Here is a 25,515-nt window from a genome sequence, read left to right as displayed (position 1 = left end):
CGCCTGGGGATTGGCCGCACCGACAATAACAGAGGGAAAACTGACAATGGCGATCGTCGAGCTCGGCGTGCTGATCTACAGCGGTGCGCAAATGGCCGCCGTGCATGGCTTGACCGACCTCTTCGCGGTCGCCAACCGGATTGCGGCCGAGCATCAGTCCGAGCAACTGCCGTCTCTGCGCATCAGTCATTGGCAGGCCGAAAAAGGCCATGCGCCGACCCGTGTATTCGACAGCCAGCCCGGCTCCGGTCAGGCACTGACAGCCTTGCTGATTCCGCCCTCCATTGCCGGCTTTTCCGAGGGCCAGGCGTCCGCCGAATTGCTGGATTGGCTGCGCCAGCAACACCGCACCGGGACCATTCTGGGCGGGGTGTGCGTGGGATCGATCCTGATGGCGGAAAGCGGCCTGTTGGACGGGCGCAGCGCCACCACGCACTGGACGTCGGCCAAATCCTTCGCCGCCCGTTATCCGGCGATTCGCCTGGAAGCCGACAAACCCATCGTCGACGACGGCGACCTGATCACCACCGCCGGCCTCATGGCCTGGTCCGAACTGGGCCTGCGCCTGGTGGACCGTTTGCTCGGCCCGAGCATCGCTGCCAGCACTGCGCGTTTCCTGGTGATCGAACACAGCGACAGCGCCAGTGAATGCCGGAGTAACTTTGCGCCGATCCTCGCTCATGGCGACAGCGCGATTCTCAAGGTGCAGCATTGGCTGCAGGCCAGCGGTGCGGTGGATGTTTCATTGGCTGCCATGGCGCAACAGGCGGGACTGGAGGAGCGCACCTTCCTGCGGCGGTTCCGTGCTGCCACGGGCTTGAAACCCACCGAATACTGCCAGCATCTGCGAGTTGGCAAGGCGCGGCAGATGCTGGAGTTCACCAGCGGCACCATTGATCACATCGCCTGGACCGTGGGTTACCAGGACCCCGGTGCCTTCCGCGCCACCTTCAAGAAAATCACCGGACTGGCGCCAAGCGACTACCGCAACCGTTTTGGCGTGACACCCACCAAGACCCAAGCCTGAAATCGTGCAGAACGCCGCGACACCTTGAGCACTTCGTGCAGAATAAAGCAGGCCAAGTGCTATCGCTTTTCCCGCAACCGTTTGATTCCCCGGGCGTTTAAACAAACGCCGCCTTGGCTTGATCCCTGCTACCGTTTCCCTACACACATGGCAGCACAGCCAAGGGGGACGCATGACCCCGACAAATCGCAAAAAAATCGTGGTGGCGCATTCAATCCGTCCGCAAGCGCCCTTGCACGAGGTGGAAACCAACCGCGCCCTGGCCCGTTGGCTGGCGCACGTCCTCGGGCTCAAATATGGCGGCAGCTATAACCCTGAGCTGCACAGTGGGCGCGACCTCTATCTATTACCCACCCAGACGCTGGTCGGCGCGGCGCAGGCGGGGCAATTGGGCGTCAAAGGACCTGAGGATCTGTGGGGCGGCTATGTCGATCACGATTTCATCTGCACCAAGGCCATCAGCCACGGCTTGTTGAACAAAAACGCGGTTGCCCCTGAAGGTTGGTCGCCACTGTTCTCCGAGCGCATTCGTAATGTGGTGCTGGATGGCTTGAGTGTTCACTCCCTGGAAGATGCACGACCGGCAGCGACCCATTTGCTCTACACCGGCCCGATCCGCCTCAAGCCCGTTCATGCCTGCGCCGGTCGCGGCCAGGAAGTGATCCGCAGTCTGGATGAATTCGACGCCATTCTCGCGCGCCCCGACGCGGCGCAATTGTTCAGCGAAGGCGTGGTGCTGGAGCAGGACCTGAGTGACGTGGTCACCCACAGTGTGGGCCAAAGCTTTATCGGCGATCACGTCATCAGCTACTGCGGTGATCAATACCTGACCCGGGACGGGCAGGGCGAAGAGGTTTATGGTGGTTCTAACCTGTTGGTGGTCCAGGGCTACTACGAAGACCTGCTCAAGCTCGACCTGCCAGATGACGTGCGCCTGGCTATCGAACAGGCACAAGTCTTCGATAACGCGGCGGATGAGGCGTATCCCGGGTTCTATGCCTCGCGGCGCAATTACGACATCGCCCAGGGCCTGGACAACGACGGCCAGCGCCGCAGTGGCGTGCTCGAGCAATCCTGGCGCATGGGCGGGGCGAGCAGCGCGGAAGTCGCGGCGCTGCAAAGCTTCGTCAACAACCCCGGGCTGCGGGCAATTTACGTCTCGTCGGTAGAAACCTACGTCGACCAGCCGCTGCCCGCTGACGCGATCGAGGTGTACCGGGGCCCGGCAGAAAACAGCGACTTTCTTCTCAAGTACGTAACGGTCAAATCTTATGACGGCTAGAAGCGAAACCATTGCCATTGATATCGACGACGAACAGATGAGCGGGACCTTCCTCAGTCCCAAATCGAAAGTCCCGGGGGTGTTGTTTGTCCACGGCTGGGGCGGCAGCCAGGAGCGTGACTTGGAGCGCGCCAAAGGCATCGCCGGACTCGGTTGTGTATGCCTCACATTCGACCTTCGCGGCCACGCCGGCAACGGCATTCCGTTATCCCGCGTTACCCGGGAAGACAACCTGCGGGACCTGCTCGCAGCCTATGACCGCCTGCTGTCACACCCGGCCATCGACACCTCGGCGGTGGCGGTGGTCGGCACCAGCTACGGCGGTTATTTGGCTGCCATCCTTACCTCGCTGCGCCCCGTGCGCTGGCTGGCGCTGCGGGTGCCGGCGTTGTACCGCGACCAGGAATGGCTCAAGCCCAAGCGCGACCTCGATAAAGCCGACCTGATGGATTATCGCGGGACCTTTGTGCACGCCGAAACCAATCGCGCGCTGCATGCCTGCGCGGCGTTCACCGGTGATGTGCTGATCGTTGAATCCGAAACGGATGACCATGTGCCCCACGCCACCATCATGAGCTACCGCGCCGCCTGCCAGCAGACGCACTCGCTGACCCACCGGATTATCGACGGTGCGGATCACTCCCTGAGCGACCCGGTGTCCCAGCAGGCCTACACCTCGATCCTGGTGGACTGGATCACCGAGATGGTGGTGGGCGAACGCTTGAGCATCATCCAGTCGTAGGCGTCTTCTTCACCCGCAGCGCCTTGGCCTTGGCTTCCACCGCGAGGTACATCACCAGGGCCACCAGCAGCGGCAGGATGAAGTAGATCGCGCGGTAGGCGATCAACCCCGCGAGCAGGCTGCCGCGTGACGCTTCGTGCTGCAGCAAGGCAATGAACACTGCCTCCAGCACCCCAAGCCCCGCCGGGATGTGTGTGACCACTCCGGCAATGCTGCTGATCAGCAGCACCCCAAGCACTACCGGGTAATCCAGTTGCTTGGGCAGCAGCGTGAAGATCACCGCCGCCATCAGCGACCAGTTCAGCGCACCGAGTGCCAGTTGCAATACCGCCATGCGCAGCGACGGCAGGCTGATTTCAATCCCGCGCACCGACCACGCGCGCTTTTTCGATAAGCGACAGGCCAGCAGATAACCCAGGCTCGCCAGTACCAGCAACACACCGACGCCTTGCAGCGCGCCGCTGCTGAGCTTCCACCCCGGCGGCAATGTCACCAGCCCGCTGCTGAATACCGCGCCGGCAATCGCCATGTAGCCAAACCAATTGGTGGCCAGGCTCAAGCCGAGAATTTTTGCGATATTCCCGCTGCTCACCCCGAGCCGGGAATACAGGCGGTAGCGCATGGCGATGCCACCGACCCAGGCGCTCAGGTTGAGGTTGAAGGCGTAGCTGATGATGCCGACCGGCAGGATCTGCTTCCAGCGCAAAGGCTGGCGGATGTAGGTGCGGCCGATCAGATCGAAGCAGGAATACACCAGGAAACTGCACGCCGTCAGCGCACCTGCGATCAGCAGCGTGCGCAGCTTGAAATTCCCCAAGGTGTCGAACACCTCGCTCCAGTCGATACGCCGGGCGAGCAGGGTGAATAACACGATCAACACCAGGAAAAACACCACCGTCAGCGGTTTTTTCCAGCGTTTAAAAAAGCCGGGTTGAGCGCTTTCTTCAGCGGTGCGAACTTGCGTCATGATCCGGGCGCTCCTCATGGACGAAGGGTTTCAACCTCGGCTTGTGGGCCGGCAGCCAACCGGTCCACGATGGAAAATGCCGCAGCACATGGAACACTACGAAGCCCACGGTCACTCGCCAGAACCAGCCACGCGGCGCGCGGTTTTCCGGCATGGTCTTGCAGTGGTTCTGACTCAAATATTCCAGGCGCTCGAACAGTTGCTGATTGAAGCCACGATCACGAATCAGCACATTGGCCTCAAGGTTCAGCGACAGGCTCAGCGGGTCGAGATTGCTCGAACCCACCGTGCTCCATTGCTCATCCACCAACGCCACCTTGCCGTGCAGCGGGCGCTGGCAGTACTCGTGGATCACCACGCCTTCCTTGAGCAAATAGTCATAGAGCATGCGCGCGGCCAGCTTGGCCAGCAGCACATCCGGCTGGCCCTGCATGATCAATTGCACCTGCACGCCGCGCCGCGCGGCATTACGGATTTCCCGCAGCAGGCGGTAGCCGGGGAAGAAGTAAGCGTTGGCAATCACCACCCGCCGTTCGGCCTGGCGTAGGGCGTGCAGGTAGGCTTCTTCGATGTCGGAACGGTGTTGCAGGTTGTCCCGGTAAATCAGCCGCACCAACCCATCGCCGTCACCCGCGGCCCATGGCGATGGCCGTTGCTCACGCCGCCAGCCACGGCGTTTGCGCACGCGCCGGCCACTTTGGGCGAGGGCGAAATGATGCAGGTCGGCGACTGCCGGGCCATTGACCTGCACCGCATAATCCTGCTTGGCCTCGGGCCCGAAATCCCCCAGGTGATCGGCAGAAAAATTGATCCCGCCGATAAACGCGACGCTGGCATCTACCACCACAATCTTGCGGTGCAGGCGGCGAAACCAATTGGTGCGAAAGCCCAGTGTCTTGCTCGCCGGGTCGAACATCTGCACGGTCACGCCGGCCTGGCTCAGTTCACTGAGGAACCCCGGGCTCAGCTCACCGCAACCGAAGCCATCAAGGCTCGCGACGACCTTTACGCCACGCTGCGCCGCCTCGATCAAAATGCCTTTCAGCTCGTGGCCGACCTTGTCTTCAAACAGAATAAAGGTCTCCAGCAGGATCTCCCGCTGAGCCTGGCGCATCGCCTCGAACACCTTGGGAAAGTAGGCCTCGCCGTTCTCCAGCAATTCAATCTGGTTGCCGCTCTGCCAGCCATAATCCAGGTCCCGGGCGACGGCATCGTCCGGCGGTTGGTCGGTCGCGATATGTTCTACCGCGACCTTTTCCAGCGGTGCGCTGTTCATAACTCGATCTCCACCGACAGCGGCGCATGGTCCGACAAATGCGACCACGGACGGCTGGTCAGGACTTGTGGCTGATGCACCTTGAGGTTGCGCACATAGATACGGTCCAGCGGCAGCAGCGGCAGGCGAGCGGGGAACGTGCGGGCCGGTTTGCCATGGGTTTCGATAAACACTTCCCGCAGCCCGCAGTGGGCAAGGTCGGCCCGCTGGCGCCAATCATTGAAGTCACCGGCGACAATCACCGGTGCGTCGGCGGGAATCTCGGCGATCCGCTGCGTGATCAGGCGCAGCTGCTGCTGGCGATGCACTTCCCGCAACCCAAGGTGCACGCAGATGGCATGCACCTCCTGCAGGTTACCCGGCAAGCGCAGCACGCAATGCAGCAGCCCGCGGCTTTCGTGGCCGCTCTGGGAAATGTCGAGGTTGTCGTAGCGGATGATCTGGAATTTCGACAGCAACGCGTTGCCGTGGTCGCCATGGGGATACACCGCATTGCGACCGTAGGCATATTGCGGCCAGATGCTGTCGGCGAGGAACTCGTACTGCGGCATGCTCGGCCAGTTGCTGTAGCGCTGGGGGTGGCGCTCGTGGGTGCCGTGGATTTCCTGGAGGAACACCACGTCGGCGGCCACACTGCGAATCGCCTCCCGCAGCTCGGGCAAGATGAAGCGCCGGTTGAGCGCGGTGAAGCCCTTGTGGGTATTGACCGTCAGCACCCTGAAGCGGGTGATGGTTTCGGTGGGCGTGGTCGGCATCAGCTCCGGATGGGTCATGGCAACACCCCCGCGTCCGGCAACGTGCCGGGTTCGGTGGCCAATGCCTGGTCCAGGCCAAAACGCTGGAGCAATTGGCGCGCGTCGAAGGGCGCGCGCACCTTGATGTCGTTATCGAAATAGCAAAACACCTCGCGTTGCTTGCGGGCGCGGGGTTTGTGTTTCGGGTCGATCAACTGTGCATCGGTGGGCTGTTTGCCGTGGCTCCAGCGTTCGATACGATCTCCCCAGCGCTTGAGCGCTTCGGGTGTATAGCCGCTGGCATACAACTCTTTGTCCCCATGCAGGCGCAGGTAGACGAAGTTCGCCGTGACGTCCTCAAGATAGGGCCACTTGCCGGCCGTGTCCGCCACCACCAGAGCCACGCCATACTTGTCGAGCATTTCGACAAACTCCGGCACGGCAAAACTCTTATGGCGAATCTCCACCGCATGGCGCAGCGGCTTTTTACCGTGGGCCTGCATGCTCGCCTTGCCGTTCAAACGCGGCTCATGCTCGCGGGCGAGGGCGGCGGCCTGCTGGGTAGTGGTGGGTAATTCGGCGAGAAAGGCTTCAAACAAAGGCGGGTCGAATTTGAAACTGGGTGGGAACTGCCAGAGGATCGGCCCGAGTTTTTCCTTGAGTTCCAGTACACCGGAGGCGAAGAAATTCGCCATCGGCTTGTGTACCTCCCGCAACCGCAGGATATGCGTGATGTAGCGCGGCGCCTTGACGCTGAACATGAAGCCTTCAGGCGTGTCGCCATACCACTCGGCATAGCGCTTGGGTGTTTGCAGCGCGTAGAACGAGCCGTTGATCTCGATGCTGTTGACCGCCCGTGAGGCAAACTGCAGCTCGCGCTTCTGGGTCAGGCCCTCGGGGTAGAAATCCCCCCGCCAGGGCGTGTAGCGCCAGCCGGAAATGCCGATATGAATCGCGGCCATGATGACTCCCGTGGGTTAACTGTGTGGTGACCTCCGTTTTAGGGTGACTATGATGATCGGGAGAAAGTTTCGACGGTCCTACAGACGGCACTTATCAAAATGTGGGAGCGGGCTTGCTCGCGAAGACGGTGGGTCAGTCGATATCTCTGTTGACTGACACACCGCTTTCGCGAGCAAGCCCGCTCCCACATTGGGTTCTTTATCGCTGCGGGATCAGTGCCCGGCAACCACTCGGTTTGAGCTCTCGGCATACACCGGGCCCAACCGGTCAAGGCGACCACTCCAGGCGGTCAGTGCCAAAGCCACCAATACCACCGAACCACCAATCCACGCGGTGTGGATCAAGCCCATGTGGGCAACGATCAAACCACCGGCCCACGCACCACCGGCAATCCCCAGGTTGAACGCCGCTATGTTCAGCCCGGAAGCCACGTCCACCGCGTTTGGCGTGTGATGTTCCGCCTGGCGCACCACATACACCTGCAAGCCCGGCACGTTGCCGAAAGCCACCGCGCCCCACACCAGCACAGTGGCCAGGGCCAGCCATGGGTTGCTTGCGGTCATGGTCAATACAAACAACACAGCAGCGAGCAGGGCAAAGATGATTTTCAGGGCGCTGATCGGGCCGCGTTTGTCCGCCAGTTTGCCGCCCCAGATGTTACCGACGGCCACCGAGATACCGTACACCAGCAGCACCAGGCTGACGGTACCGGCGCTGAAGCCGGAGATGTCCTGAAGGATCGGCGCCAGGTAGGTGAACGCGATGAACGAGCCGCCGTAACCCACCGCCGTCATGGCGTACACCAGCAGCAGCCGTGGTTGTTTCAACACTTGCAGTTGCTGCAACAGCGACGCGGGTTTGCTGTGGGCGATGTTTTTCGGCACGTAGAGCAGGCTGCCGATAAACGCGATCAGACCCAGGGCCGAGACGGCGAGGAAGGTTTCACGCCAGCCGAAGTGCTGGCCGATAAATGTCCCCAGCGGTACACCGGTCACCAACGCGACGGTCAGGCCGGTAAACATGATGGCAATCGCACTGGCGGCTTTTTCCTTGGGCACCAGACTGGTGGCGATGGTCGAGCCAATCGAGAAGAACACCCCGTGGGCCAGGCCGGTGACGATCCGCGCCAGTACCAGGGATTCATAGCTCGGCGCTTGCCAGGCCAGCAAGTTGCCGAGGGTGAACAGCACCATCAGCGACAACAGCAGCAATTTGCGCGGCACTTTGCCGGTCAGGGCGGTGAGCACCGGCGCGCCGATGGCCACGCCCAGGGCGTAGAGGCTGACCAGCAGGCCGGCGGACGGCAGGCTGACGCCAAGGTCGGCGCCGATGGTGGGTAACAGGCCAACGATGACGAACTCCGTCGTCCCGATGGCAAAAGCGCTGAGGGTCAGCGCGAGCAAGGCAATGGGCATGGCTGCAACTCCGGTGGGTTTCAATCAGGAGCGCAGTCTCGGGTTTTGGCTTGTGCGGAAAAAGACAGGTATTGGCATTTGATATTTGCCTGGAACGCACGGATCGACGTGCTGGGGGAACGATCCGGCCCCAAACCCGTCAGTTCCTTACAGACCCTTCTGAAGGAGCCCGGTGTTTTGTTGAATTTCAAGACTGTGCTACTGCTCGGCACGCTGCTGTTTTGCGGCAGTGGCGCGCTGCAAGCGGCCACCGCCCCCGCGGCTCCAGCGCCTGCCGCCCCGGCCACGCCAGAACTGTTGGTGGAAGGTGGCCTGCTCGGCGCCATCAGCTCCAGCATCGATAATGTGCAGGACAAACTCGACCTCAACCAGAACCTGGTCGACGCCTGGCGCCTGCGGGCCGATCGGGCGGCGGATGAAGTGGACAAGCTGGTCAACCAGCCGTCCGAGCGCTCCTCATGGAGCGTGGCCGGGGATTTCCTGTTGTTGTCCGGGGTGTGGATCGGCGCCTTCGCCGTGCTGACCCTGCTCGGGCGGGTTATCGTCAAGCGCCTGAGCCTGCAGCGACATATCGCACCGCGCCAGCGCCTCCAGGCGTTGTTGGGATACCTGGTTCCCTATACGGTCCCGGCGTTGATCTGCCTGCCGTTAACGCTATACGTCAGCCACTTCCTGCCCACTTCCGTGGGCCGTGCGCTGGCGCTGTGTTTTGCCTACGCCACCAGCAGCGGTATTTTTTCCACCTCGATCTTGCTGTGCGTGATCGTCATGTTCAACGTCGGCCACAAGCGCCCGGCGGTGCAGATTATTCGTGACTACTGCCCCAAGCCGCTGTTCCTGATCGGCTTCCTTGCGGCCCTTAGCGATGCGCTGACCAGCCCGCAGATCGCCCGCCAATTGGGGGGCAATATCACCGCCAGCGTGGCGATTTTCACCGGGCTGTTTGCCTCGGTGATTTTCGGCATGCTGGTGATTCGCCTGCGTCGTCCGGTGGCGCATTTGATCCGCAACCGGCCCCTGGCCCAGCGCTTGAAACACCCGGCGGTGCAGCAAACCCTGCGAGTGTTTTCCGGACTGTGGTATTGGCCGATTCTGTTGATGGTGCTGGTGTCGGCGATCAACCTGATCGGCGCTGGCGACGACAGCCAGAAAGCCCTGCGCTGTGCGCTGTTCACCACGATCCTGCTGATCGGCACGGTGTTCCTCAGCACGGTGTTGCAGCACCTGTTCCAGTCCCGCAGCACGGTGGCGGTCCAGCGCAGCAGTGCCTACAAGGAGCGTTTCCTCAGCCTGCTGCACGCGCTGTTGCGCATCGTGATGGCGATCGCCTTTATCGAAATCCTCGGTCGTATCTGGGGCGTTTCGCTGTTTGAGTTTGCCCAGCGCAATTCCGTGGGCCGGGCCATCAGTGATTCCCTGAGCAGCATCGGGTTGATCCTGCTGGTGACCTGGCTGTTCTGGGTGGTGCTCGACACCGCAATCCAAGAAGCGCTGAAACCACCGGTCAACAAACGCTCCAGCCGCCAGCCCAGCACGCGCGTGAAAACCATCCTGCCGCTGCTGCGCAACGCGGTGAAAATCATCCTAGTGGTGATCTGCGCGATCACCACCATGGCGAACCTGGGGATCAATGTCGCACCGCTGCTGGCGGGTGCCGGGGTGGTGGGTTTGGCCATTGGTTTTGGCTCCCAGCAACTGGTGCAGGATGTGATCACCGGGCTGTTCATCATCATCGAAGACACGCTGTCGATCGGCGACTGGGTGGTGCTCGACTCCGGCCACGCCGGTACCGTCGAGGGCCTGACCATCCGCACCCTGCGCCTGCGGGACGGCAAAGGGTTTGTGCATTCGGTGCCGTTCGGGCAGATCAAGGCCGTCACCAACCAGTCGCGGCAATTCGCCTACGCGTTCTTCTCGGTGCAGTTCACCTACGACACCGACGTCGACAAGGCCGTGGAGTTGATCCGCGAGGCGGGGCAGTCGATCCGCGACGACGTGTTCCTCAAATACAACCTGCAAGGGCCGCTGGAGATATTTGGCGTCGACAAGATGGACCTCAACGGTGTGGTGCTGACGGCGCAGTTTCGCACGGTGTCGGGTGGGCAATATGCGGTGAGTCGCGCGTTTAACCAGCGGTTGAAAAAGCTTGTGGATAACTGCGCGTTCGTTCACTTCGCGCAAACTTATCCACAGCAGGTGATGGTGCCGCAGCGGGTCGGGCAGCAGGTGGATGAGCAGGGAGAGGAAGTGCCTTCGTCGGTGGTGCTGACGGAGCAGCCAAGAACCCAATAGGTTTGGGGTGGGGCTACAGGCCTCTTCGCGAGCAAGCCCGCTCCCACATTCGACCGCATTCCAAGGGTGGAACCGGATCGAATGTGGGAGCGGGCTTGCTCGCGAAGGCGTCATGACGGGCGCTACACCAGTCAGCGCCTGATTAGCTTCTCCCGCACCAACCCTGCCGCCTGCGCATCCAACTCCAGCAACACCTGCTGTTTGCCAGCAATCTCCACCGCCGCCGGCAATCCATCCCGATACACCAGCCGATTACCGCTCAACGCCGGCACCTTGCTACCCGGCAGCATCGTGCCCACCAGGTTCAGCGGGTCCGCGCCGCATACCGCAATCAAGCTGCCATCGTGAGGCCGCCGCCGAACTTCCCGCAGCAAGGGAATCGCTTCCGGCAACGCAAACTGTTCCCCCGCCAAACCACTCACAAACCGCCCACCACGAATCTCGCCCCGGGCTTCCAGCCGATGGAAGGTGCGCAGCAATTCCCGCCAACTGGGCAGCCAGTCCGCCTCGCGCTCCAGCAGGCGCCAGAACACCACGCCGTATCGCCGCAGTAAGGTCATCGCCACATGCTCCAGCGTCTCGGCCGAGTGAGCCCCCGGACGTGTGCCGTCCGCCACCGGCGCGCGCCGCACCAGGGCCCAACGCCCTGCATCGTCCATCCCGCCTACAAAGGCTCCACGTCCGCGCCGACTGCTGCGGGCCTGGCGTTTGCTCGCGGGCGTGGTCAGGGCGCGCAGGCCGGCGAAGCTGTCAGCGTTCGCCAGCCCCGCGCCCACCAATTCCTGCAAGGCGGTTTCCAGTTCGCTGCGCAGCAGATGCGCTTCGTGGATCAATTCATCGAAAAACAGCGCGCCGTTTTCCCGCAGCGCCTGATGGACTTTCTGTGCCTTGGGCGACAGCTCGGCGCTGTCGGGCGCGTCGGTCAATCCACTCCACAAAGGCACCTGGCTGCGGGGCAACAGCACCACGGGCGTGCTACGCAAGGCCGTCGCGCCAGCCTTGTTGCTCAGGCGTGTCCACACTACCTTGCCGCTGCGGCACAAATCGTCCAGCCAGTGGGGCGCGTAATCCTTGATCCGCGCACTGAGCAAATCGCTGTCCCAGGCCGATGTGGCTGCGGCATACCCTTCGAACTGCGCGACGATCTGTGGCAACACCGCGCTGCCCTGGCCCCGGGTGCCGTCCGACAGGTGCTGCCAGTCGAACAGAAACCGCATGAAATCCTGCAACGCCACCGGCTCGATTTCCCGGCGCAGGCGCTTGACCGTGTAGCGGTGAATACGCGCCAGCAGGTGGCGTTCGCACCATTGTTCGTCGCTGGCGCCGGGGCTGAAACGGCCGCGCAGTACGTAGCCTTCGCTTTCCAGCCGTGCGAGGGCCTGCGACACGTCGGCTACCGGCAAGGCCAGGGGCGCGGCGATCTCGATCAGCGTCAATGGGCCAAAACCGCTCAGGCGCGCCCGCAGCACTTCCACCAAAGCTTCATCGAAGGTCCAGGGCTCATCGAAGCCGGGCAGTAGTGGCAGGTCATTTGGATAGATCGCCTTTAAGCAACTCAAGCGCTCCAAGGCGACCCAAACGGCTTGGTCGGTACCCGTCTGCAAGCGGTTGGCGCGCCCGCCGTCGGCCAGGGTTCGCAGCCATTCGGCCCACTGCGGCGTGACCTCGGATTCGGCGATGCACGCCAGACTCATCAACGCTTCATGCATTTCATCCAGGCCATTAGGCGCAGGCCAGGCCTCCTCGCACACACCGGCAATGGCCTCGGCGTCCAGCGCGCCGAGGTCGTCGGTGCTTTGCGGGTCGCTCCAGCGGCGGTTGAGCACGGCCTGGGTGCGGCGCTCTTCAAGGGGCGCGTCATCGAGAAAGGTGTAGGGGCGCGCGCTGAGAATCTCCGCCGCCAAGGGTGACGGCGCCGGCAGGTCGCGGCTGATCAGGCGGATCTCACCGCGCTCCATGCGCCGCAGCAGGGCCAGCCAGCCTTCGCTGTCCATGGCTTCGTGCAGGCAATCATCGAGGGTTTGCTCCACCAGCGGATGCTCAGGCACTTCCCGCTCGCCGGCGAGGTTTTCCAGGCAGGCGATCTGGTCCGGGAACACGCTGGCGATCAGGTCTTCACTCTTCATGCGCTGGATCTGCGGCGCCACCTTGCGCCCGCCGGTATAACGCGGCAATGCCAAGGCCACCCCGGCATTCCAGCGCCAGCGCACGCCGAACAGCGGCGCATCCAGCACCGCCTGAATCAGGATGTGCTCGGCGGTATTGCTGTTCAGGTAGCGCCACACCTCATCCAGCTCAAAGCTGTGACTGGTGGACAGCGACAACACGATCGCATCCTCGCTGGCGGCGGCTTGCAGTTCGAAGTTGAAGGTGCGGCAAAACCGCTTGCGCAACGCCAGGCCCCAGGCGCGGTTGATGCGACTGCCGAAAGGCGTATGGATGATCAACTGGGTGCCGCCGGACTCGTCGAAAAACCGCTCCATGATCAACGTGTCCTGAGACGGCAGCGCGCTCAACGCCAGCCGCGCCCGCGCCAGGTAATCCACCAGTTGTTCGGCGCTGGCCAGGTTCAAACCGAGGGTGCCGGTGAGCCAGTCGAGCGCCGGTTGCAGGTTGCCCGGCATGGCGGCCAGCAATTCGTCCAGTTGCCCATGCAAGCGCGCGACAGCAAACGACAACTCGGCACTGCGCCCCGGTGCTTCGCCGAGCCAGAACGGAATGGTCGGCGGCTGGCCGTGGGCATCCTCGACCCGCACCTTGCCGGCTTCCACCCGCAGGATGCGATAGGACGTGTTGCCCAACTGGAAGATATCCCCGGCGATGCTTTCCACCGCGAAGTCTTCGTTGACGCTGCCGATGTTCAGGCTTTGCGGCTCCAGCAGCACGCTGTAGTCGGCGTTGTCGGGAATGGTGCCGCCGCTGGTCACGGCGGTGAGTTTGGCGCCACGCCGGCCGCGCAGGGTGCGGGTAATGGCGTCGCGGTGCAGGTACGCGCTGCGGATGCCTTGGCGGCCGTTATAGCCCTCGGCGAGCATCTGCAGCAGTGCTTGATAGTGACGTTCATCCAGCTCGGCGTAGGGCGAGGCGCGGTGGATCAGCGTGAGCAGGGCCTGTTCCTGCCATTCCTGGCAGCTGACTTCGGCGATGATCTGCTGGGCCAGCACATCCAGCGGCGCGACCGGGATCAGCAAGGTGTCCAACTCGCCCCGGCGCACGCAGTCGAGGAGGGCGGCGCATTCGATCAGGTCGTCACGGGTGGTGGCGAACAACCGGCCCTTGGGCGTGCCGCCAACCTGATGCCCGGAGCGTCCGACCCGTTGCAGAAAACCGTTGATCGAGCCGGGCGAGCCGATCTGGCACACCAAATCAACATCGCCAATATCAATCCCCAGCTCCAGAGAGGCGGTGGCGATCAACACTTGCAGCTCGCCGGCCTTGAGCCGTTGTTCGGCGTCCAGGCGCAGTTCCTTGGCGAGGCTGCCGTGGTGGGCGGCGACGGCGGTTTTGCCGAGGCGCTCGCTCAAGTGCCGCGCCAGGCGTTCAGCCAAGCGCCGGGTGTTGACGAAAATCAGCGTGGTGCGGTGTTGTTTGGCCAGTTCGGCGAGGCGGTCGTAGACCAGATCCCACACGTCGTTGGGCATGACCGCCGACAGCGGCACCGGCGGTACTTCGATATCCAGGTCCCGTGGGCGCGCGTGGCCGATGTCGACGATCTCGCAGGGCCGGCCGGTGCCCACCAGAAAGCGCGATACGGCCTCGATGGGCTTTTGCGTGGCGGACAGGCCGATGCGGGTCAGCGGTTCACTGCACAAACCCTGCAAGCGCTCCAGTGTCAGGGCCAGGTGGCTACCGCGCTTGCTGGCGGCGATGGCGTGGATTTCGTCGACGATCACCGTGCGGATGCTGGCGAGCATCTGCCGGCCGGAATCCGAGCCCAGCAGCACGTAGAGCGATTCAGGCGTGGTGACCAGGATATGTGGCGGGTGCTTGCGCATCAGGGCGCGGTCTTTCTGCGGCGTATCGCCGGTACGCACGGCGGTGCGTATCGCCAGCGGCGGCAGGCCCAGGCGTTGCAAGTGGTCGGTGATGCCGGCCAGCGGGTTTTGCAGGTTGATCTGGATATCGTTGGACAATGCCTTGAGCGGCGAGACGTAGACCACCAGCGTCTGGTCTGGCAGTTGGCCGCCATTGGCCAGGCCTTGGTGCACAAGGTCGTCCAGCACGGCGAGAAACGCGGTCAGGGTCTTGCCCGAGCCGGTGGGCGCGGCAATCAGCGTCGAGCGGCGCTGACGGATCAGCGGCCACGCTTGGGCCTGGGCGGTGGTCACCGACGGGAATGTACTGCGGAACCAGGCGCTGACGGCGGGGTGGAAACCGTTCAAGACCGTGTCCGTTGATTCTGGAAGGTTCATACCCAATTTATGCGGCCAGCCCCGGCAACTTGCAACCCCGGCACGTATCCCTGTGGCGAGGGAGCTTGTTGTGTGAGGGAGCTTGCTGTGGCGAGGGAGCTTGCTCCCGCTGGGCTGCGTAGCGGCCCCAAAAAAGCGGGAGCGCTGCGCACTCCAGCGGGAGCAAGCTCCCTCGCCACTGCAAGCTCCCTCGCCACAAAAGGCTCTCTCTATCTAAAGCACCCAGGCGGCAATGGGCAGCGCACTTTGTAAGTGACGGTTGCGCTACAAACACGCAAAATGCAACGATTCTGGCAAATGCCAACGGCATGGCTCACAAGCCTGTCGATAATAACCATCGTTCCAAACAGACCGGGCCTGCTCAATCTATGCGAATGCGCCTTATGTTACTGGGCGGCGGGAATGCCCTCGGGCAGGCGCTGATTCGCCTCGGTGCGGAGGAAGACATCGGTTTCCTCGCCCCGCGTCCGCCCCAAGACGGCTGGGATGCCGCGAGCCTCACGCAACTGCTCGACGACACCCGTCCCGATGCCTTGATCAATCTCGCCTATTACTTCGACTGGTTTCAGGCGGAGACGGTCAGCGAAACGCGTCTGGCTGCCCAGGAATATGCGATCGAGCGCCTGGCGGAACTGTGCCAGCACCACAGCATCACTTTGCTGCAACCGTCCAGCTACCGGGTGTTCGATGGCTCCCGCGCCACCGCCTACAGTGAAAAAGACGAACCCGTGCCCTTGGGCCTGCGGGGCCAGGCGTTGTGGCGCATCGAGCAGAGCGTACGCGCCACCTGCCCACAGCACGTGCTGTTGCGTTTCGGCTGGCTGCTGGATGACAGCGTCGACGGCACACTCGGGCGCTTCCTGGCCCGGGCCGAAAAACCTGACGAACTGCTGATGGCCGACGACCGCCGGGGCAACCCGACGCCGGTAGACGATGCTGCGCGGGTGATCATTTCGGTGCTCAAGCAACTCGATTGCGCCGCGCCGTTGTGGGGCACTTATCACTACGCCGGCCACGAAGCGACCACCCCGTTGGCGCTGGGGCAGGCGATCCTGACCGAAGCGCGCAACTTCCACCCGCTGGCCGTGGAAGCCCCGACCGCCCAGGCCCACGCCGCCCGTCCGGATGCCGCCGATGAACCGCAACACGCGGTGCTGGCCTGCAAGAAAATCCTCCACACCTTTGGCATCAAACCACGGGCATGGCGGGCCGGGTTACCGGCATTGCTCGACCGGTTCTACCGACACGGTCAAACATAAAGAAAGGCGCCTGTAACCGGCGCCTTTTTTGTGGCGGAGTCCGGACGGATTCAGTTAATGCGTGTTGGCCAGTCGGGTGCGCCACGGCATACGAAAAATTTGAAACCTTTGGTGCGCGCGGTCATCCATCCCAATAGAGATTGATTGTGCTTACGGCTCGTTCAGCAAAAGCAAAAGTCTGGATTCAGAAGAAGACTTCGCCCATCCAGCCATGGGCAGCCTAAAAGAGGAGCCCTACCCATCATGGCAACAAATTCTCCGGTGAATGGTTCGCCGCCGCCTCACGATGATGTGTATGAGGAGGAGCACGAACTGCAGTTCGCTTTGAGTACCGCCGGGCTTGGTATATGGCGCCTGGATTTGACGACGGACGAGCTGAAGACCTCGGCCACTTGCCGCCTCAACTTCGGACTCGAACCACAGATACCGTTCAGTTATGAACACATGCAGCGCTCGGTGCACTCCGAGGACAGCAACCGAGTGGCTGAAGCGTGGGATCGCTCGATCGCGCAACGTTGCGATTACGACGTTCACTACCGCGTCATCACGCCACGCGGTGAAACTCGCTGGCTGCACGTGTGCGCGAGACCCCGTTATGCCGATGATGGTCTACCCGTCGCGATGGCGGGCACCGTTCGGGATGTTACCCAAGAGAAGTTACTTCAGTCGCAGAAGATGGAAGCGCTGGGGCGGATAACTGGCCGATTGGCTCATGACTTTAACAATCTGCTGACGGTGATCCGTTCTTCAGCGGATCTTTTGAAGCGTCCTTCAGTATCAGAAGAGCGGCGGCTGCGCCTGGTGGAAGCCATTTCCGAGGTTGTGGTCCGTGGTTCTCACTTCACCAGCCAATTGCTGTCCTTCGCTCGCAGGCAAGCCCTGCATCCCGCACCGCTGGATGTCAATTCAGGCACGTTGGCCATGGCCGATACGATTGCTTTACGGGTTGGGACAGGCATCAACGTACGCATCGAACCCACAGCAGTACCCTGCGTTGTTGACGTTGACGCAGGACAGTTTGAAGCCGCCATTCTCAATATGGTCATGAACGCCCGAGACGCCATGATGGATAAGGGAGAGATGGTCATCCGTGTTGAGTCGATGGACCTTATCCCCGCGTCCAATGGTTATCCCCTTATCAAGGGGCGCTTCGTTGCCGTGTCCATCACAGACAATGGCTCGGGTATCGCTCCGGTCAGCCTCGATAGAATCTTCGAGCCATTTTTCTCTACCAAAGGCAAAGGCCAGGGAAACGGGCTGGGGCTCAGTCAGGTATTTGGTTTTGCCAAACAGTCGGGGGGAGAGATCAGGGTAGAGAGTCGTCTGGGTCAGGGAAGTACGTTCACACTTTATTTGCCCCGCCCTTGAACTGGATGAGCGGATAGCCCGATTGCGCAAATGGAGTTAGCATCGTAAACCTTCGGCTTAAGGGCCTGTTGTTCACATCAGGGTTGCATTGTGGAAAAGCTAAATCGCCTTCAAAGCGGAATAGAAGGGCTGGATGCTCTGCTCAAGGGCGGGCTAGTCGCAGGTGCCTCCTACATTATCCAGGGGCGCCCAGGATCGGGTAAAACCATCCTCGCCAATCAACTGGGATTTAATCATGCGCGCAACGGGGGCCGTGTCCTGGTCGCCACGTTGCTGGCTGAGTCCCACGACCGTTTATTTCAATTCCTCTCGACCCTGAACTTCTTTGATGTTTCCCGGGTGGGAGCCGAAATTCAGTTCGTCAGTGCGTTTGACACCCTTGAGAACGAAGGTCTCGATGAGGTGGTCAAGCTGCTTCGGCGTGAGATCAGTCGTCAGAAGGCCACTGTGTTAGTGGTCGACGGCTTGCTCAATGCACGCTCCAAGGCTGACTCGCCCATCGACACAAAGAAATTCATTTCCGAGCTGCAAGGGCACGCCGCGTTCGCCGGTTGTACGGTGCTGTTTCTCACCAGTTCCCGGTTGGACGACGGCAGTCCGGAGCACACCATGGTTGATGGTGTAATCGAGATGGGTGAGGAGCTTCACGGCAGCCGTTCAGTGCGGCGTATTCAACTGCGCAAGACCCGGGGCAGTGGTGCACTGACCGGATTGCACGAGTGTGAAATTACCGACGATGGCCTGGTGGTTTATCCGCGTCTGGAAAGCCTCTACAGCCGTCCATCGTTACCTGACAGTTCCGATCTGACGCGTATCACCAGCGGCATCGGTTCGCTGGACGCCATCATCGGCGGTGGCCTGCACAGTTCTTCCGTTACCCTCGTCATGGGGCCTTCGGGCGTCGGGAAAACCACGCTGGGGCTCAGGTTTCTGGCTGAGTCGACAGTGGAAGCGCCGGGCCTGCATTTCGGTTTTTATGAAAGCCCGCAACGGTTACGCCTCAAAGGCCTATCGCTGGGTATTGATATTAAAGGGATGGAAGAAAGTGGTGCGCTGAGTATTGCCTGGCAACCCACTACTGAAGGCCTGCTCGATGGTCTCGGCGCACGGCTGCTGAAAGTGGTTGAAGAAAAGGGCATCAAGCGCCTGTTCATCGACAGCTTGAGCGGCATGACCCGACTGTCGACGAACCCGGCACGTATCACCGATTTTTACGGTGCCCTGATGAGCGAGCTCCGTGCCCGTGGCGTAACGGTGTTTGCCTCATGGGAGATGCGTGACGTTTTTGGTTCGGCGGTCAGTTCTCCGACCCCGGACCTGTCCAGTATTGTCGATAACCTGCTGCTGATGCGCTTCTTCGAGATTCAATCTGAACTAAGAAGAATGCTTTCGATCCTTAAGGTACGAGACAGCTTCTACGATCCTTCGCTTCTTGAGGTGGTAATCCATGAAAACGGCGTTGACCTGAAGAAGGCATCAAGAAATGCATTGGCTGTTCCTAATGATTCTTCGCTGCCGGGCTCAACGTCCAAAGTCTCTGATTCGGGTTGAACTGACATGACCACCATCCTGGTCGTCGACGACGAGTATTTGATCGCTGACATTCTCGGCTATGCGCTGGAGGATGAGGGGTACATGGTCGTAAAAGCGAGCAATGGCCAGAAAGGACTCGAGGTCCTGGAGCGCGAGCGGCCAGCGTTGATCATCACCGACTTCATGATGCCGGTCATGGATGGCCAGGAGTTTGCCGAAGCTGTCCGCGCGCTACCGGCGGTCAATCACTTGCCCATTATCCTGATCAGCGGAGCCCAGGCCCATATTGGTATGGAGCGGTCGGACTTGTTCAATGCGGTGTTGAAAAAGCCGTTCAACATTGACTTGGTCATCGCTGAAGTTCGCCAACTCCTGGCTGAAGCCTGATTCGCAGCACACGGTCGTGTGCCTGACATCTGATTGGCACTTGCCTCCATGGGAAGCCTCATAAAAAAGGCCCTGTACAACAGGGCCTTGGGTAGAACCTAGAACTTGTAGCCAATACCGACCATGTACACCATCGGATCAACATCCACATCGACCTTGGCGCGAGTGCCCTGGCCCAGCGCATTGTTATCCACAGTGGCCTTGGTGCTGATGTCGATGTAGCGCGCCTGGGCGTTGATCATCCACTTGTCGTTGATCATGTAGTCCGCACCGATCTGCGCGGCCCAGCCCCAGGAGTTTTCCGCCTTGAAGTTGCTGAAACCGGCTTCTTGGGCGCGACCGCCGACGTGTTCGTCGTAGATCCAGGTGTAGTTGATACCGGCGCCGATGTACGGTTGGAATACCGACTTGCTGTCCAGCGGGTAGTACACGACGCTCAGGGTCGGCGGCAGGTGTTTCAGCGAGCCGAGCTTGCCGTTGGCAGCGCCCAGGGCGGTGTTCTTGATCTTCACATCGTGTTCGAACGGCGTGGCCGCCAGCAGTTCGATACCCCAGTGGCTGGTGAGCATGTAGGCGAAGTTCAAGCCCAGTTGAGTGTCGCTGCTCATGGTCGCCTTGCCGCCCAGGTTGGTCCCGGCCAGCGGGCCCTGGTCAACCTTGACACTGCTGCTGTCCGCTTTCGGGTTGACGGTGATGGCACCGGCGCGAATCAGGATGTCGCCCGCTTCGTGAGCGTGGGCAACGGGGGCAGCGAGGGCGAGCGCGACAAGCGACGCGCCGAGCAGGGACTTGTTCATGGGAGCTCCAGAGGATGTATTAAAAGAGATACATCCAATGGTAAAGATCGTTCAGGCTGGGCTTTTGACTCAGCTCAATGAAACGGTGATAACGCGCTACTCCTGCAATTCGTACACGTAGATCTTGTCGGCATCCATCTGGTAGCCGGCGTCGGCCAGTTCGCTGCTCGACGGTTTGACCTGCATCTGGCCTTCGATCCAGTACGGCTGATACAACTCGTCGAGCTTCACACCGACTTCGCTTTTGACATGCACGATCTGGTTCGACGGCGGTGGCGGTACATGGATGCACGCGCCGAAATACGGCACCAGCAGGAACTCCGTAGTGCGACCTTCTTCGCTGACTTCCAGCGGCACGATATAACCTGGCAGGCGGATGTGCTTACCGTCCAGGCTTTGTACGACTGGCGCGTTGGGCAGGTCCTGCTTGGCGGCCGGCGCAGACTCCACCGACAACGCATCAGCCATGCCCGACAAGTTGTGCAGCGGTTTCATATTGGGGATTTCCGGTGGTGCGTCCGGCGGGATCATCTCCTGCCAGGCCAGGTCCCTGGGCTGGTCTTCGGCCCAAGCGGGCAGGGCCACCAGCAGTAACAGCGCGAACACGACGCGACGCATCAACAGCTTCCTCATAAACGTATCGACAGGCCGTCGGCCAACGATTGGCGGTAGGCGCGCCAGGCCGGCACGCTGCCCATCAGCAGGGCTGCGACGAGAATACCGCCGAGCAGGGTCCATTCATATTCGCTCGGCAGCGACAATGGCAGGTCCAGGCCGTAATTGGCCTGCAAATACCCGCGAGACGCGGCGATGCACACATACAGCAGCCCAACGCCGGCGATCACGCCGGACAACGCCAGGGCGAAAGCTTCGAATATCAGCAAGGTCGCGATATGCCAGGGCCGTGCGCCCACCGAACGCAGGATCGCCATTTCCCGGCGGCGCTCGTTGAGGCTGGTGAGGATCGCGGTGAGCATGCCGATCAAGCCGGTCAGCACCACGAACAGCGAGATCACGAACAGCGCTTTTTCAGCGGTGCCCATCATGCTCCACAACTCTTGCAGGGCCACGCCCGGCAGGATCGCCAGCATTGGCTCGCCACGGAATTCGTTGATCTCCCGTTGCAGGGCGAAGGTGGAGATCTTGTTGTTCAAGCCGAGCATGAACGCGGTGATGGCTTGGGGCGTCAGGTCCATGTTGCGGGCCTGGTCGGCGCTGATCCGGCCTTTGCCCTGGGCGGGCACGCCGTTGTGCCAGTCGATGTGAATCGCTTCCATACCACCGAGGCTGATATGCAGCGTGCGGTCCACCGGCGTGCCGGTACGCTTGAGGATGCCGACCACGGTGAACGGCTTGTCATCGTGCTTGACCAGGCTCACCACCGCCACGCCGTGGGCCAGCACCAGCTTGTCGCCCAGCTTGTAATGCAGGGCATCGGCCACTTCGGCGCCGAGCACCACTTCGAACGGGTCGGTGGCGAAGGCGCGACCGCTGGCGAGTTCGAGGTTCTGCCGGCGGCCGTATTGATAGTGTTCGAAATAGGATTCGTTGGTGCCCATCACGCGGTAGCCGCGGTGGGAGTCGCCGAGGGAAATCGGGATCGCCCATTTCACCTGCGGGTTGGCGGCGAAGTGTTCGTAACTGTCCCAGCGAATATTGTTGGTGGCGTTGCCGATGCGGAACACCGAATACAGCAGCAAATTCACCGAGCCGGAGCGCGCGCCGACGATCAGGTCGGTGCCGCTGATGGTGCTGGCAAAGCTGGCGCGGGCTTCGGTGCGTACCCGCTCCACCGCCAGCAACAGGCAGACCGAGAGGGCGATGGCGAAGGCGGTGAGGATTGCGGTAAAGCGGCGGTTAGCCAGGCTGGCCATGGCTAGTCGAAACAAATACATCTCAAACCTCTACGGGCGTGGCGGCGCGATTGAGTTCGGCCAGCGACAGGTTGCGGTCGAACAGCGGCGCCAGGCTCTGGTCATGGCTGACGAACAACAGGCTGGCGCCTGCTTCGCGGCATTCGGCGAACAACAACTGAATGAAGGCCTCCCGGGCGTCGTAGTCCAGGGCTGACGTCGGTTCGTCGGCGATCACCAGCTCCGGCTGGCCGATCAACGCGCGGGCGGCGGCCACCCGCTGTTGCTGGCCAATGGACAGCGAGTCGGCGCGGCGTTCCAGCAGGTTCTTGTCTTTCAGGCCCAAGTGGGCGAGCAAAGTCGCGGCGGCCTGGTCGACGCTGCCATGGCGCTGGGTTGCCCGCTGCGCCCGCAGCTTGGAGAAGTGGCAGGGCAGTTCGACGTTCTCGCGCACCGAGAGAAACGGCAGCAGGTTGAACTGCTGGAAAATGTAGCCGGTGTGGTCGACGCGGAAGCGGTCGCGGGCGCCGGCCGAGAGTTCAGTCAGCTCCTGGCCCAGCAGGCGAATGCTGCCGCGACTGGGCTTTTGCACACCGCCCAGCAGGCCCAGCAGGGTGGTCTTGCCACTGCCGCTGGGGCCCTTGAGGAACAGGGTCTCCCCTGGCTCCAGGCGAAACGTCGGGATGTCCAGCAGCTGTGGGTGACCCGGCCAGTTGAAGCCCAGGTCAGACAGTTCGATAAGTGCTTGGGTCATGGTGACAGGCTCTTCTGTGGGAGCGGGCTTGCTCGCGATGGACGTCAACGATGACGCGGGCATCAGGTTGAACGCGGCGCTCTCGAGTTTTTCGCGAGCAAGCTCGCTCCTACAGGGGTTCGTTTCAGAATTTGAGGGTGGCTGCTGTGGCCGTCGCTTCCACGCCCTGCTGGCCGCTAGGGCCAATGAGTTGTACCTGAATTTTCTGGGTGGCGGGGAACGTCTTGAACACCTGGGTCAGGTCGAGGTTGCTCAGCGCGGTCGGCGTGACGCAGGTGAACTGGTAGTGGGCGTGGATTTCGCTGTGGTCGTGGTGATGTTCGTGGGCGGCGGCGCCTTTGCCATCGGTGGCGTGGTCGTCATCGTCCTCATCATGGTCGGCTTCAGGCTTGTCGCCGAACAGCGGGCTGTTCAGTTCCTGGGTGCTGATCACGCAACCGGCGGCCTTGGGCAGGCTGAACAGCACCAGGGGTTGCTCCAGTTGCTTGCGGGCGGCGGCGACCTTGGCTTTGTCGGTCGGCGTGGTAGCCAGGTGTTCAAAACCCACCAGGTTCATCGCCGGGCTGTCCAGTTCCAGCTCCAGGGCCTGGCCGTCGAGCACTGCGTTGAGGCGGCCGACACCGTGTTCGTGGGCACCCAGGCTGCCGTGCTCGTGATCATGATCATGATCATGGTCCTGCTCGTCGGCAGCCTGGGCGATGGCCAGTGGCAACAGGGCAAACGGCAAAGCGAGCAGCAAACGGCGCATGGTGAAGCTCCCGAACAAAGATGAAAGTTTTGTTATGTGATCTTATAACAATTTTGCGAGGAGTTTGACCGCCTGCTTGGCGTAGCGCAAGACGCGTGGGAGCATGCTCGTCAGAAAAGTGCGGGAGTAAGTGCGATGTTGAGAATTCGTGGAACCGTCGGCGACCTGCCGGTGGACTTGACCCTGGAGCTGGACGACGGCGACTGGGCCCGGCTGGGCGCGCAGTTGCAGGCCAGCAAACCACCGAGTGCCGAGCCCGTGGTGGCGCCGGCCCCGGGTAACCTGGACGAGAGCCTGTGGCAGGCCGCCCAGGATTTGCTGCGCAAGGCTGGGCAACTCAATGGTCTGGAATTGCTTGATCAACTGGAGGGCTTGGCCGGCAGCGCCTCGGCGGGCAAGCGCCTGCTGGTGCGCCTGCGCCATAGCGCCAAGGTCAAGGTGGCCAGCGGCGGGGATACGCCGCTGTACAGCTGGATCGAGTAAGGCTTAATACAGCGCGGCGAACAGCTTGCGGCGGTAAACGGTGACCAGCGGATGATCGTTGCCGAGCAATTCGAACACCTGCAACAGCGTCTTGTGGGGCAGGCCCTCGCTGTAGCTGCGGTTGCGGGTGAACAGCTTGAGCAAGCCATCCAGCGCGGCCTCGTATTGCTGGCGCGCCAGTTGCTGCACGGCCAGTTGATACACCGCCTCGTCATCCTGAGGGTTTTGCGCCAGGCGGGCCTTGAGATCCGCGGCGTCCGGCAGGTCGGCGGCCTGGCGCAGGAAAGTAATCTGCGCCTTGGCGCCGGCCAGTGCCGCCTTGTGATCATCGCTCTTGACCGCGTCGAGCACGGTTTGCGCTTCGCCCAGCTCACCACGTTCGGCCAGGCAGCGGGCGTACAGGATCAGCGCGGCGGCGTTGGTGTTGTCTTCGCCGAGCAAGGTCACCAGCACGGCCTCGGCCTCGGTAATGCGGCCTTCGGCAAACAGTGCCTGGGCATGCTCCAGCGGATCGGCAGCAGCCGGCGGCGGCATTTGCACATGTGGCTCCAGCATCGCGCGCACGGCGGATTCGGGCTGCGCACCGGCAAACCCGTCCACCGGCTGGCCATCCTTGAACAGCACCACGGTGGGCAGGCTGCGAATGCCAAAGCGCGAGACCACGTCCGGCTCGGCATCGCAATCGACCTTGGCCAGCAGCAACTCACCCTGATAACTCTCGGCAATCTGCGCGAGCATCGGCATCAACGCCTTGCACGGCGCGCACCACTCGGCCCAGAAATCCACCAGCACGGGTTTTTCGAAGGAGTTCTGGATCACCGCCTGATCGAAGGTGGCGGTGGTGGCATCGAAGATGTACGGCGTGGGCTCACTCATGGGGTATCTCGAAGAAAGCAGGGGATGGGGCAACTATAAGGGTTGGTGGGGTTGGCTGAAAGCGGGGCGGTCTCAGGATCGCAATCTCAGGCAAGCCAGCTTGTATGGTTAGACTTGTAGGGGTGGTGGGACTAAAAGCCAGCATCTGACTCTAGCCAGTACAGACCGTGGGAGACTTCGCCCCACCCCTTCACCAAAGCGCCGATAAGGAATGCATCGGCCATGACCGACGATAGAAGCAAGCCAGCGCAACGGTGAAGCCCCGACAAGCCCATAAACCCTAACCCGGAGCGTTTTTCATGGCAATGACTGTCTTGCAATCAATCATCGGCGTGGATGTCGCTAAG

21 protein-coding genes are annotated in these 25,515 nt (G+C 61.8%); 9 read left to right on the top strand and 12 right to left on the bottom strand.

Annotated features, from left to right (window positions below):
• Positions 1-46: 46 nt before the first annotated feature.
• The 3 genes from AU074_RS21595 to AU074_RS21585 all read left to right on the top strand — a co-directional run bounded on the left by AU074_RS21595 (position 47) and on the right by AU074_RS21585 (position 3,051).
• Complete coding sequence (locus AU074_RS21595) at positions 47-1,027, top strand: GlxA family transcriptional regulator (RefSeq protein ID WP_076016461.1); 981 nt, start codon at positions 47-49, stop codon at positions 1,025-1,027.
• 172 nt (positions 1,028-1,199) lie between these two features.
• Entirely contained in the window at positions 1,200-2,309 is a 1,110-nt protein-coding gene (locus AU074_RS21590; RefSeq protein ID WP_076016460.1) for a DUF3182 family protein, read from the top strand.
• Entirely contained in the window at positions 2,299-3,051 is a 753-nt protein-coding gene (locus AU074_RS21585) for a S9 family peptidase (RefSeq protein ID WP_003210032.1), read from the top strand. Before AU074_RS21590 ends, AU074_RS21585 begins: the two co-directional genes overlap by 11 nt.
• Here AU074_RS21585 and AU074_RS21580 read toward each other — a convergent pair.
• The 5 genes from AU074_RS21580 to AU074_RS21560 form a co-directional block, all read right to left on the bottom strand.
• The gene (locus tag AU074_RS21580; protein ID WP_076016459.1) at positions 3,038-4,018 is read right to left on the bottom strand and encodes a lysylphosphatidylglycerol synthase domain-containing protein; all 981 of its coding nucleotides are present in this window, start codon (positions 4,016-4,018) and stop codon (positions 3,038-3,040) included. The two genes, AU074_RS21585 and AU074_RS21580, sit on opposite strands and share 14 nt — an antisense overlap.
• A complete protein-coding gene (clsB, locus tag AU074_RS21575; RefSeq protein ID WP_076016458.1) occupies positions 3,996-5,294 on the bottom strand; it encodes a cardiolipin synthase ClsB in 1,299 nt (432 codons plus the stop codon). The genes AU074_RS21580 and clsB overlap by 23 nt, the downstream gene beginning before the upstream one ends.
• Positions 5,291-6,067, bottom strand: coding sequence for an endonuclease/exonuclease/phosphatase family protein (locus AU074_RS21570; RefSeq protein WP_076016457.1), 777 nt, complete (start codon positions 6,065-6,067; stop codon positions 5,291-5,293). The genes clsB and AU074_RS21570 overlap by 4 nt, the downstream gene beginning before the upstream one ends.
• Entirely contained in the window at positions 6,064-6,990 is a 927-nt protein-coding gene (locus AU074_RS21565; protein ID WP_076016456.1) for a DUF72 domain-containing protein, read from the bottom strand. The genes AU074_RS21570 and AU074_RS21565 overlap by 4 nt, the downstream gene beginning before the upstream one ends.
• 213 nt (positions 6,991-7,203) lie before the next feature.
• The gene (locus AU074_RS21560; protein ID WP_076016455.1) at positions 7,204-8,406 is read right to left on the bottom strand and encodes an MFS transporter; all 1,203 of its coding nucleotides are present in this window, start codon (positions 8,404-8,406) and stop codon (positions 7,204-7,206) included.
• A gap of 177 nt (positions 8,407-8,583) precedes the next feature.
• On the opposite strand from AU074_RS21560, the gene AU074_RS21555 reads away from it, so the two are divergent.
• The gene (locus tag AU074_RS21555; protein WP_076016454.1) at positions 8,584-10,698 is read left to right on the top strand and encodes a mechanosensitive ion channel family protein; all 2,115 of its coding nucleotides are present in this window, start codon (positions 8,584-8,586) and stop codon (positions 10,696-10,698) included.
• A gap of 131 nt (positions 10,699-10,829) precedes the next feature.
• Here AU074_RS21555 and AU074_RS21550 read toward each other — a convergent pair whose 3' ends face one another.
• Positions 10,830-15,110 carry a DEAD/DEAH box helicase gene (locus AU074_RS21550; protein WP_076016453.1) on the bottom strand — a complete coding sequence of 1,427 codons (4,281 nt, stop codon included), beginning with the start codon at positions 15,108-15,110 and terminating at the stop codon, positions 10,830-10,832.
• 368 nt (positions 15,111-15,478) lie between these two features.
• Here AU074_RS21550 and AU074_RS21545 point away from each other — a divergent pair, with 368 nt between their 5' ends.
• The 4 genes from AU074_RS21545 to AU074_RS21530 all read left to right on the top strand — a co-directional run bounded on the left by AU074_RS21545 (position 15,479) and on the right by AU074_RS21530 (position 19,657).
• Entirely contained in the window at positions 15,479-16,369 is an 891-nt protein-coding gene (locus AU074_RS21545) for a sugar nucleotide-binding protein (protein ID WP_008436463.1), read from the top strand.
• Positions 16,370-16,612: 243 nt separating this feature from the next.
• The gene (locus AU074_RS21540; RefSeq protein ID WP_076016452.1) at positions 16,613-17,737 is read left to right on the top strand and encodes an ATP-binding protein; all 1,125 of its coding nucleotides are present in this window, start codon (positions 16,613-16,615) and stop codon (positions 17,735-17,737) included.
• 90 nt (positions 17,738-17,827) lie between these two features.
• A complete protein-coding gene (locus AU074_RS21535; RefSeq protein ID WP_076016451.1) occupies positions 17,828-19,288 on the top strand; it encodes an ATPase domain-containing protein in 1,461 nt (486 codons plus the stop codon).
• Positions 19,289-19,294: 6 nt separating this feature from the next.
• Positions 19,295-19,657 (top strand): response regulator, encoded by a 363-nt coding sequence (locus AU074_RS21530; protein ID WP_063026844.1) that lies wholly within the window; start codon positions 19,295-19,297, stop codon positions 19,655-19,657.
• A 98-nt stretch (positions 19,658-19,755) separates the two neighbouring features.
• Here the strand turns inward: AU074_RS21530 and AU074_RS21525 are convergent, their stop codons facing one another.
• The 5 genes from AU074_RS21525 to AU074_RS21505 form a co-directional block, all read right to left on the bottom strand.
• Positions 19,756-20,454 (bottom strand): OmpW family protein, encoded by a 699-nt coding sequence (locus tag AU074_RS21525; protein ID WP_076016450.1) that lies wholly within the window; start codon positions 20,452-20,454, stop codon positions 19,756-19,758.
• A 96-nt stretch (positions 20,455-20,550) separates the two neighbouring features.
• Complete coding sequence (locus AU074_RS21520) at positions 20,551-21,072, bottom strand: DUF3299 domain-containing protein (RefSeq protein WP_076016449.1); 522 nt, start codon at positions 21,070-21,072, stop codon at positions 20,551-20,553.
• An 11-nt stretch (positions 21,073-21,083) separates the two neighbouring features.
• On the bottom strand, positions 21,084-22,349 hold the full coding sequence (locus AU074_RS21515) for an ABC transporter permease (RefSeq protein ID WP_003210004.1): 1,266 nt from the start codon (positions 22,347-22,349) through the stop codon (positions 21,084-21,086).
• Position 22,350: 1 nt separating this feature from the next.
• Positions 22,351-23,061, bottom strand: a complete 711-nt coding sequence (locus AU074_RS21510; protein ID WP_076016448.1) for an ABC transporter ATP-binding protein — start codon at positions 23,059-23,061, stop codon at positions 22,351-22,353.
• 124 nt (positions 23,062-23,185) lie between these two features.
• Positions 23,186-23,809 (bottom strand): DUF2796 domain-containing protein, encoded by a 624-nt coding sequence (locus AU074_RS21505; RefSeq protein WP_076016447.1) that lies wholly within the window; start codon positions 23,807-23,809, stop codon positions 23,186-23,188.
• 135 nt (positions 23,810-23,944) lie between these two features.
• On the opposite strand from AU074_RS21505, the gene AU074_RS21500 reads away from it, so the two are divergent.
• On the top strand, positions 23,945-24,292 hold the full coding sequence (locus AU074_RS21500) for a hypothetical protein (protein WP_017476294.1): 348 nt from the start codon (positions 23,945-23,947) through the stop codon (positions 24,290-24,292).
• Positions 24,293-24,295: 3 nt separating this feature from the next.
• On the opposite strand, the gene trxA is transcribed toward AU074_RS21500, so the two are convergent.
• On the bottom strand, positions 24,296-25,168 hold the full coding sequence (gene trxA / locus AU074_RS21495; RefSeq protein WP_076016446.1) for a thioredoxin: 873 nt from the start codon (positions 25,166-25,168) through the stop codon (positions 24,296-24,298).
• Between the last annotated feature and the right edge of the window lie 347 nt (positions 25,169-25,515).

The sequence above is a fragment of the Pseudomonas sp. ATCC PTA-122608 genome (genome assembly GCF_001952855.1).
Lineage (GTDB): Bacteria > Pseudomonadota > Gammaproteobacteria > Pseudomonadales > Pseudomonadaceae > Aquipseudomonas.
The sequence above is the reverse complement of the archived record's forward strand: the minus strand, read 5'-3'. Positions and strand labels throughout refer to the sequence as shown.

What these genes read in the sequence shown, in the direction of transcription:
- AU074_RS21595 (WP_076016461.1), top strand. Translation starts at nt 47, where the DNA reads ATGGCGATCGTCGAGCTCGGCGTGCTGATCTACAGCGGTGCGCAAATG.
- AU074_RS21590 (WP_076016460.1), top strand. Translation starts at nt 1,200, where the DNA reads ATGACCCCGACAAATCGCAAAAAAATCGTGGTGGCGCATTCAATCCGT.
- AU074_RS21585 (WP_003210032.1), top strand. Translation starts at nt 2,299, where the DNA reads ATGACGGCTAGAAGCGAAACCATTGCCATTGATATCGACGACGAACAG.
- AU074_RS21580 (WP_076016459.1), bottom strand. Translation starts at nt 4,018, where the DNA reads ATGACGCAAGTTCGCACCGCTGAAGAAAGCGCTCAACCCGGCTTTTTT.
- clsB (WP_076016458.1), bottom strand. Translation starts at nt 5,294, where the DNA reads ATGAACAGCGCACCGCTGGAAAAGGTCGCGGTAGAACATATCGCGACC.
- AU074_RS21570 (WP_076016457.1), bottom strand. Translation starts at nt 6,067, where the DNA reads ATGACCCATCCGGAGCTGATGCCGACCACGCCCACCGAAACCATCACC.
- AU074_RS21565 (WP_076016456.1), bottom strand. Translation starts at nt 6,990, where the DNA reads ATGGCCGCGATTCATATCGGCATTTCCGGCTGGCGCTACACGCCCTGG.
- AU074_RS21560 (WP_076016455.1), bottom strand. Translation starts at nt 8,406, where the DNA reads ATGCCCATTGCCTTGCTCGCGCTGACCCTCAGCGCTTTTGCCATCGGG.
- AU074_RS21550 (WP_076016453.1), bottom strand. Translation starts at nt 15,110, where the DNA reads ATGAACCTTCCAGAATCAACGGACACGGTCTTGAACGGTTTCCACCCC.
- AU074_RS21545 (WP_008436463.1), top strand. Translation starts at nt 15,479, where the DNA reads ATGCGAATGCGCCTTATGTTACTGGGCGGCGGGAATGCCCTCGGGCAG.
- AU074_RS21540 (WP_076016452.1), top strand. Translation starts at nt 16,613, where the DNA reads ATGGCAACAAATTCTCCGGTGAATGGTTCGCCGCCGCCTCACGATGAT.
- AU074_RS21530 (WP_063026844.1), top strand. Translation starts at nt 19,295, where the DNA reads ATGACCACCATCCTGGTCGTCGACGACGAGTATTTGATCGCTGACATT.
- AU074_RS21525 (WP_076016450.1), bottom strand. Translation starts at nt 20,454, where the DNA reads ATGAACAAGTCCCTGCTCGGCGCGTCGCTTGTCGCGCTCGCCCTCGCT.
- AU074_RS21520 (WP_076016449.1), bottom strand. Translation starts at nt 21,072, where the DNA reads ATGCGTCGCGTCGTGTTCGCGCTGTTACTGCTGGTGGCCCTGCCCGCT.
- AU074_RS21515 (WP_003210004.1), bottom strand. Translation starts at nt 22,349, where the DNA reads ATGTATTTGTTTCGACTAGCCATGGCCAGCCTGGCTAACCGCCGCTTT.
- AU074_RS21510 (WP_076016448.1), bottom strand. Translation starts at nt 23,061, where the DNA reads ATGACCCAAGCACTTATCGAACTGTCTGACCTGGGCTTCAACTGGCCG.
- AU074_RS21505 (WP_076016447.1), bottom strand. Translation starts at nt 23,809, where the DNA reads ATGCGCCGTTTGCTGCTCGCTTTGCCGTTTGCCCTGTTGCCACTGGCC.
- AU074_RS21500 (WP_017476294.1), top strand. Translation starts at nt 23,945, where the DNA reads ATGTTGAGAATTCGTGGAACCGTCGGCGACCTGCCGGTGGACTTGACC.
- trxA (WP_076016446.1), bottom strand. Translation starts at nt 25,168, where the DNA reads ATGAGTGAGCCCACGCCGTACATCTTCGATGCCACCACCGCCACCTTC.